5 protein-coding genes are annotated in these 7,427 nt (G+C 69.1%); 1 reads left to right on the top strand and 4 read right to left on the bottom strand.

The annotated features are described in order from the left end of the window. Positions 1-192: 192 nt before the first annotated feature. Together ACIBVQ_RS32620 and ACIBVQ_RS32615 are read right to left on the bottom strand one after the other, a co-directional pair. Positions 193-1,362: a family 2 encapsulin nanocompartment cargo protein polyprenyl transferase gene (locus ACIBVQ_RS32620; protein WP_399182194.1), complete on the bottom strand. Its 1,170-nt coding sequence runs from the start codon at positions 1,360-1,362 to the stop codon at positions 193-195. Between the two features lie 270 nt (positions 1,363-1,632). After that, positions 1,633-3,018: a family 2B encapsulin nanocompartment shell protein gene (locus ACIBVQ_RS32615; protein ID WP_352016141.1), complete on the bottom strand. Its 1,386-nt coding sequence runs from the start codon at positions 3,016-3,018 to the stop codon at positions 1,633-1,635. A 374-nt stretch (positions 3,019-3,392) separates the two neighbouring features. On the opposite strand from ACIBVQ_RS32615, the gene ACIBVQ_RS32610 reads away from it, so the two are divergent. Further along, complete coding sequence (locus ACIBVQ_RS32610) at positions 3,393-4,274, top strand: NAD(+)/NADH kinase (RefSeq protein ID WP_362781879.1); 882 nt, start codon at positions 3,393-3,395, stop codon at positions 4,272-4,274. A 21-nt stretch (positions 4,275-4,295) separates the two neighbouring features. On the opposite strand, the gene ACIBVQ_RS32605 is transcribed toward ACIBVQ_RS32610, so the two are convergent. Together ACIBVQ_RS32605 and ACIBVQ_RS32600 are read right to left on the bottom strand one after the other, a co-directional pair. Further along, positions 4,296-5,543 (bottom strand): hypothetical protein, encoded by a 1,248-nt coding sequence (locus ACIBVQ_RS32605; RefSeq protein ID WP_352016139.1) that lies wholly within the window; start codon positions 5,541-5,543, stop codon positions 4,296-4,298. Between the two features lie 236 nt (positions 5,544-5,779). After that, on the bottom strand, positions 5,780-7,351 hold the full coding sequence (locus ACIBVQ_RS32600; RefSeq protein WP_362917824.1) for a carbohydrate binding domain-containing protein: 1,572 nt from the start codon (positions 7,349-7,351) through the stop codon (positions 5,780-5,782). Positions 7,352-7,427: the final 76 nt, after the last annotated feature.

The raw sequence follows: 7,427 nt of genomic DNA, 5'->3' as shown, positions 1-7,427 counted from the left end.
TCGCCACATAACGTGCGAACAGCGCCGACACGGTCGTCTTCCCACTGCCGCCCTTACCGACGAAAGCCACCCTCACGACGACGATCCAATCTGATCAGAACGCGTTGACTACGAACGTGCGATCAGGTTGCCATCGTCGGTCAAGGCGGGCATACCCCGCACTTGACCATCATCCAGCGGTATGGCCGGGGGTCAGCGGTCGCGGCGGGTGACGAGCCGGGCGAGTGTCCTCAGCTCGGCGGCCGCCCGCGCGACGGGACGCGCCTCATGCAGGTGGCGCAGCGCTCCGGCCAGCAGTTCGTCGGCCTGCTTCTGGCTCCAGGCCCGCCCGCCGACGGCGTCGACGAGTTCGGCGGCGTGGGCCAGGTCGGTGTCGGTCAGCGGGTCTTCCTGGTGGTAGAGACCGGCCAGCTCACGCCCGGCTGGGGTCGGGGAGGCCAGCGCGGCCACCACGGGAAGCGACTTCTTACGGCTTCGCAGATCCGAGTAGACCGGTTTGCCGGTGACCTCGGGGTCACCCCAGATGCCCAGCAGGTCGTCGACCAGCTGGAAGGCCAGTCCCAGGTCGGCCCCGAAGGAGCGCAGCCGTTCGACCTGCTCCGGGGTACCGCCGCCGGACAGGGCGCCGAGCGCGCAGGCGCACCCCAGCAGGGCGCCCGTCTTGCCCGCCACCATGGCCAGGCACTCGGCCAGCTCGACGTCTTTGCGCCCCTCGAAGGCCACGTCCGCGCTCTGCCCCTCAAGCAGTTCCTGGATCGTGACCCCGAAGATCCGGGTCGCCTCCTGGACCGCCGGATGCCCGCCCGCGGACAGGGCGTCGTAGGCCAGCGCCAGCAGGGAGTCTCCGGCCAGGATCGCCGGGCTGACCCCGAAGACGCTCCAGGCCGTCGGCCTGTGCCTGCGGGTCCGGTCGCCGTCCATCACGTCGTCGTGCAGGAGGGAGAAGTTGTGCGCCAGCTCGACGGCGACCGCCGCGGGCAGCGCGGAGGCGGCGGTCCCGCCGACCGCCTCCGCGGCCAGCAGGACGAGCGCGGGCCGGATCGCCTTGCCGCTGTCGGCCTGGGTCGGTCGGCCGTGCTCGTCCCACCAGCCGAAGTGGTAGCCGGAGATGTGCCGCATCGACGGGGGCAGCGTGTCGATCGCGGAGCGAAGGGCCGGCTCCACCGTGTCACGGCTCCAGCGGAGCACCTCGCCCGCCGTACGCCCCTCTCCTGCCTGTCCGGCGGCCGGGTCCCGCCTGGTGGCCGTCCCCGCTGACGGTCGCCGCCCGGTGACCACCGGCCGTTCCCCGGTGACGGACCCGGTCAGATCTGGCATGTCGGCCGTGGTGTCCGCCGTCTGGCCCCTGTCAACCGCCGTCATGTCTTCACGCCCTCGTAGCGGTCGGTCATGAGGTCGAACTCCTCATCTGGCGTGTCCGGGTGGGTGTGCGCGTGGAAACCCGCCCTTCATGGCGCCGAACGCGCGCGGGTCCCGGGTGAGCATGCCCGCCCGGTAACACCCGTATTCGGATGCTACCGGCCTGCACACCCATTTCTCGATATGCGTGAGCGCCATTCTCCGACGAGCTTCTCGGCTCCACGGACACGACAGGAAGAAAACCGGGAGCTCGAAAGACCGCGTGTCCGGTTCTCAGTGCCCGAGTTCGACGTCTTCCAGGATTCCGAGGGCGTCGGGAACCAGAACCGCGACGGAGTAGTAGGCGCTGACCAGGTAGGAGATAATCGCCTTCTCGTTGATGCCCATGAAACGGACCGACAGGCTGGGCTGGTACTCGTCCGGGATGCCCGTCTGGTGCAGGCCGACGACTCCCTGGTCGTCCTCGCCGGTCCTCAGCGCGAGGATCGACGTGGTGCGGCTGCCGGTGATCGGGATCTTGTTGCAGGGGAAGATCGGGACGCCTCGCCAGGCCGGGACGGTGTGCCCGCCGAACTCGGCGCCGATGGGGTAGATCCCCCGGCGGGTGCACTCCTGGCCGAAGGCGGCGATGGCGCGCGGGTGTGCGAGGAAGAACTGCGTCCTCCTGCGGCGGCTGAGCAGCTCGTCGAGGTCGTCCGGGGTGGGCGGGCCGGTCCGGGTGTGGATGCGCTGCTTGAGGTCGGCGTTGTGCAGCAACCCGAACTCGGTGTTGTTGATCATCTCGTGCTCCTGCCGCTCGCGCAGGGCCTCGATGGTCAGCCTGAGCTGCTGCTCGACCTGGTCCATGGGGTCGTTGTAGAGGTCGGCGACCCTGGTGTGCACCCGCAGCACGGTCTGGGCGACGCTGAGCTGGTACTCACGGGGGGCCAACTCGTACTCGACGAACGTGCCCGGCAGGTCGGGCTCACCGCTGTGCCCGGCGGCCAGCTCGATGGCGGCCTCGCCGTACTTGTTCTGCGGGCCCTTCGGGGCCGTCTCGAATTGACGCAGATGGCCGCGGAGCGCCTCGGAACGGTCGGCGATCTCACGGAAGGCGTCCCCGGGCAGGACCAGAACCGTGCCCGCGGTGATGGCCCTGACCGTGAACTCCCAGTCACCCCGCTGCCCGGTCAGCGTCTCGTCGCCGAAGTGGTCGCCCCCGGCCAGCACGGTCAGGACGACCTCGTCACCGTACGGCCCCGCGCCGACCTTGTTGACCTTGCCGTGCGCGACGAGCACCACCTCGTCGGCGGGTTGGCCCGCCTGGACCAGAACGTCCCCCGCGGAGAAGTCCCGCTGGGTGAAGCGCTCGGCGAGCGCCTGCAGCACCTCGGAGTCGTCGAAGTCGCGCAGTGAGGGCAGCTCACGCAGCTCAGCGGGCACGACCCGCACCTCGGAGCCGGTGCTGGTGAAGCTCACCCGCCCGTCGCCAAGTGTGTAGCTGAGGCGCCGGTTGACCCGGTAGGTGCCGCCGGAGACCTGCACCCACGGCAGCATGCGCAGCAGCCACCGCGAGGAGATCTCCTGCATCTGCGGAACCGTCTTGGTCGTCGTCGCGAGATTTCGCGCCGCCTCCGTGCCGAGGCTCAGCTGCGACCTTCCGGGATCGAGCTCCGTCACAACACACCATCCATCCGTGTCGGATCGAAAAGGGCCGGGGACCTGAATCAGAGAAAAGAGAGCGAGGGGATTGACCGCGATCGAATTCGCAGCGCCATTCCACCCCCTGACACGGGGGATCAGGCACAGGCCGCCATCGCGGAGCGCTCCAATCCTGATGGTTCGTTAAATAGGTTGTCAAGCATTAAACATCATTCGGTGAAATACAAAAATCTCCATTGTCGGAAAATTCGGATCGAACGGCTATAACGGAATTTTTGGGTTGAACTATAAGTCATCATGCTCTGTATACACATAAGTGATCTTTTACAGGCCGCCGAGGCCCCCGGGCGGGCGGCGACATGACGCGCCGCACAGCGCCGTACAGTGGCGAGATGGGCATGGTCGAAACGGTCGGACTGGTCCTGCATCCGCGCCGCGACTCGAAGACGGCCATCGACACCGTCATCGGGTGGGCGCGCGGGCGCGGCGTCACGGTGCTCGGCCTGCCGGAGGAGGTCGGGCGCATCGACTGCAGCGCGGTCGCGGTGGACGCCGAGACGCTCGTCGGCCGGGCGGACCTGCTCGTCAGCCTGGGCGGCGACGGCACCATGCTGCGCACCATGCGCCTCATCGCGGGCCGGCCGACCCCCGTCCTCGGGGTGAACCTGGGCAGGCTGGGCTTCCTGGCCGAGATCGACGTCGACGGGCTGCCCAGGGCGCTGTCGGCCATCGACGGCCACCGTCACACCGTCGAGCCCCGCATGGCGGTCCAGGCCTCGCTGCCGGGGACCGGCACGGTGACCGCGTTCAACGACGTCGCCCTGGTGCGCATCCCCGGTGACGGGCTGTCGGCGGTCGCGGTCTCCGTCGAGGGGCACCCCTTCGTCCGGTACGCCGCCGACGCCGTCATCGTCGCCACCTCGACGGGATCGACCGCCTACAGCTTCTCCGCGGGAGGCCCCATCGTCTCCCCCACGGTCGAGGGGTTCCTCGTCGTACCGGCCGCCGCCCACTCGTCGTTCAGCCGGGCCATGGTGCTCTCCGCCGACGAGGAGGTCACCCTGGAACTGCTCCCGGCGAGCGGCACGCTGGCCGTCGAGGTGGACGGCGCGGTCGCGGGCCATCTGGCGCCGGGAGACCGGCTCACCGTCACCGCGCTGCGCGCCGCCGCCTGGGTCGTACGGCTCGGCGACACGACCTTCTACGAGCGTGCCCGACGCAAGCTCCGCGTCAACGGCAGCGCGGAGGTCGAGGAGCGGGACTCACCGGTGTGACCGGCGGTCCCGCCCCGGTTCTCAGCCATGGGATGAGCCGTTGACGGTGAGGACGCGTTCCTGCTGGGTCTCGATCGCCGGGAAGGTGCCGGTGTCGACGATCCCGTGCTCCCTGAAGGCGGCCTCGATCAGCGCGTGAGCGCGGGGCTCCAGCTTCCACAGAGCGCGGTACTCACGGGCGGTGGCCAGCGAGATGCCGATCTCGTGAGCGATGTCGGACGCCCTGGGGACGAACTTGCGCTCGATCTGCTTGTCCCAGTACTCCCTGGCGGCGCGCAGCAGGGCGGCGCGCTGGGCGGTGTCCACGACAGGGGGCGGCGAGTCGAGCATCTCGACCTCGCCCTCGTCGTCGTCGTCCATCGCCGCCGCGGGCAGCGCGTGCGTCAGGCGCGGCGGCTCCTCGGCCTCGGGGGCCCACGGGACCGGCGGGGTCAGGTCGATCAGGGCGGAGGTGTTGTAGAGCGCCCCGATCTGGGACAGCAGCGCCTCCTGGCGGGTGCTGTCGACCGCCAGGCCGGTGTGCTCGACGGCCCGGTCCATCGCCTTGTCCAGCTTGGTGAGCGCGCCGCGCATCTTCCTGTCCGAGGCTCCCGCCTCACGCAGGGCGCGGGCGCGCTTGGCGGCCAGCGCGACCCTGGTCAGCCGCCGGTGTGCGTCCACCTCGCTGGCCGTACGGTCACTGACCTCGGCGAGGCCGACGCGGACCAGCATGCGCTCGGGGGTGAGCCGCCAGTTGATGCGGTGCCGCCCCGTGATGCGGTGCCGTTCGATCGCCATGCCCCGTTCCCACAGCCAGGCGGCGACCAGCGGGGCCGCCAGGCGGAAGACGGCCTCGGCGAGACTGCGGGCGTCCATGCTGGACAGCACCGCCGACAGGCCGGTGAGCGTCCACACCGCGATGCCGTCGATGCCCGCGGAGTAGTTCTCCCGCATGTTACGGCGGGCCCGCACCGCGCTGGTGATCACCGCGACCTCGATGAACGCGAAGAGCAGCAGCCTCAGCGGGCCGTCAAAGCCGAGCACGTCGCCGGAGAAGCGCCACATGCCCTGGGCGGACACGCCGGTGGCGATGCTGGCGGCCACGATGGTGAGGATGTCCTCGGCCGGACGGGGCGCGACGTAACGGTGGAAGAACTGGTTCGCGGCCCGGTAGAGGGCTCTGGCCGCGAGGTAGGCCACGCCGAGGAGTGCTAGGCCGATCACGCAGATGATGACCGTTACGACCGGTTTATCCGACGCGAAGGCGGTGATTTCATCGATGGGGGGCATCTCACTCACTGTCCGTCAGTCTCGATCTCCGACAGGATATGAACGCGATCATTCCAGAATGTCGGCAGCTTGTTCGCCAAACAGAGGCCTACATCCGTGACGAGATCGAACGAGAGTGACGTTCGCGGCGTGTGTGGGGCCTCTCGCCCCCCGGAGGCCACTCCCTGCCGTGACGGCCCGAACAGGCGAAAGGCCGCCCCCGGACGAGAAGTCCGGGGACGGCCCTCAAGGACCGGTCAGCGGCCCTGCAGTGCCTTGACGTTGTCGCCGAAGCTCCAGCTCCTCGACCCGTCCCAGTTGATGGACCAGGTCATCAGGCCCTTGAGCTGGCCGTTGAAGGCGTTCCAGCTCTGGGAGACCAGGGAGGGAGACATGTAGCCGCCTCCGGCGCCGGCCTGCGCGGGCAGACCGGGAACCTGCTTGTCGTAGGGGACCTTGATCGTGGTGCCCTGGATGACCAGACCGTTGTTCAGGCAGGTGGTCTGGGCGGTGAAGCCCTGGACCGTGCCCGCGGAGTAGGAGTCACCGGAGCAGCCGTACATGCTGCCGTTGTAGTACTGCATGTTCAGCCACCACAGGCGGCCGTTGTCCGCGTACTTCTTGATGATCGGCAGGTAGGCGCCCCAGATGGAGCCGTACGTCACGCTTCCGCCGGTCACGTAGGCCGTCTCGGGAGCCATCGTGAGGCCGAAGTTGGAGGGCATCTGGGCGAGCACGCCGTCGATGATGCGGATGAGGTTGGACTGCGAGGCCGACAGCTGGTTGATGTTGCCGCTGCCCGACAGACCGGTCTCGATGTCGATGTCGATGCCGTCGAAGTTGTACTTCTTCAGGATCGGCACGACGGTCGCGACGAACTTGTCGGCGACGGTGCTGGAGCTGAGGTCGATGCCGGCGGTCGCGCCACCGATCGACATCAGGATCGTGGCGCCCGCGGCCTTGGCGTCGCACATCTCAGCCGGGGTGGAGACCTTGACGGTGGCGTCCATCCCGTCCTCCCACAGCACGGTGCCGTCGGAGAGGATGACCGGGAACGCGGCGTTGATCACGTTGTAGCCGTGCTGCTTGATGCGGGGGTCGTTGATCGGCGTCCAGCCGAACGGCGGGTGCACGCCGTTGATGGCGCCGTCCCAGTTCTCCCAGTAGCCCTGGATGACCTTGCCCGCGGGCCGCGACTTCACCGCGCAGGTGCTGCCGGTGGGCGTGACGGTCGGGGTCACGGTGGGCGTCACCGTCGGGGTCACGGTCGGGGTGACCGTGGGCGTGACGGTCGGGGTCACGGTCGGGGTGACGGTCGGCGTCACCGTCGGGGTGGGCGTCGGTCCGGGCGGGCCGTCGACGCTGACGTCGTCGACGTAGTAGGTGCCCTGGCCGTACCAGCCGTGCAGGAAGACCACCGCGGTGGTCTGGTTGGCGCCGGTGGTGAGGGACACGCTGAGCTTCGTGTACGACGACGCGGAGGCGGTCCAGGTGGAGGAGCCGCCGTTGACGCCGAGGTAGACGTAGTTGCCGCGCACCCAGGCGCTGACCACGTAGGTCGAGTTCGGCTTGACCGTCACGGTCTGGCTGCACTGGGCGGTGTCCGAGCCGCTGGCCGCGCCGGCGAGCGCGCCGTTACCGGAGTGGACCGGGGTGCTGACCACCGAGCCGAGCCCGCCGGTACAGGACCACGGCGCGACGGAGCCGGCCTCGAAGTCCGGGTTCACGACGACGTTGTCCGCCTGGGCCGACGTCTGCGTGATGAGGACACCTACCACTGCCAGCAGGAATGACACTGCCAGCGCCAGTAGGCGGGGGGTTCGCTTCATGGGGGGTGACCCTTCTGTCGCCCGGCACGACAAGTCGCCGGGCATTGACGACGCGGCGGGTTACGGGCCGCGTTGG

Origin of the sequence: Streptosporangium sp. NPDC049376 (assembly GCF_044466505.1) — a bacterium.
In the GTDB taxonomy this organism is placed as follows: Bacteria; Actinomycetota; Actinomycetes; order Streptosporangiales; family Streptosporangiaceae; genus Streptosporangium.
The sequence above is the reverse complement of the archived record's forward strand: the minus strand, read 5'-3'. Positions and strand labels throughout refer to the sequence as shown.

Bases quoted from the DNA above. Each gene is read 5' to 3' on its own strand.
- ACIBVQ_RS32620 (WP_399182194.1), bottom strand. From the start codon at position 1,362: ATGACGGCGGTTGACAGGGGCCAGACGGCGGACACCACGGCCGACATG.
- ACIBVQ_RS32610 (WP_362781879.1), top strand. From the start codon at position 3,393: ATGGGCATGGTCGAAACGGTCGGACTGGTCCTGCATCCGCGCCGCGAC.
- ACIBVQ_RS32605 (WP_352016139.1), bottom strand. From the start codon at position 5,543: ATGCCCCCCATCGATGAAATCACCGCCTTCGCGTCGGATAAACCGGTC.
- ACIBVQ_RS32600 (WP_362917824.1), bottom strand. From the start codon at position 7,351: ATGAAGCGAACCCCCCGCCTACTGGCGCTGGCAGTGTCATTCCTGCTG.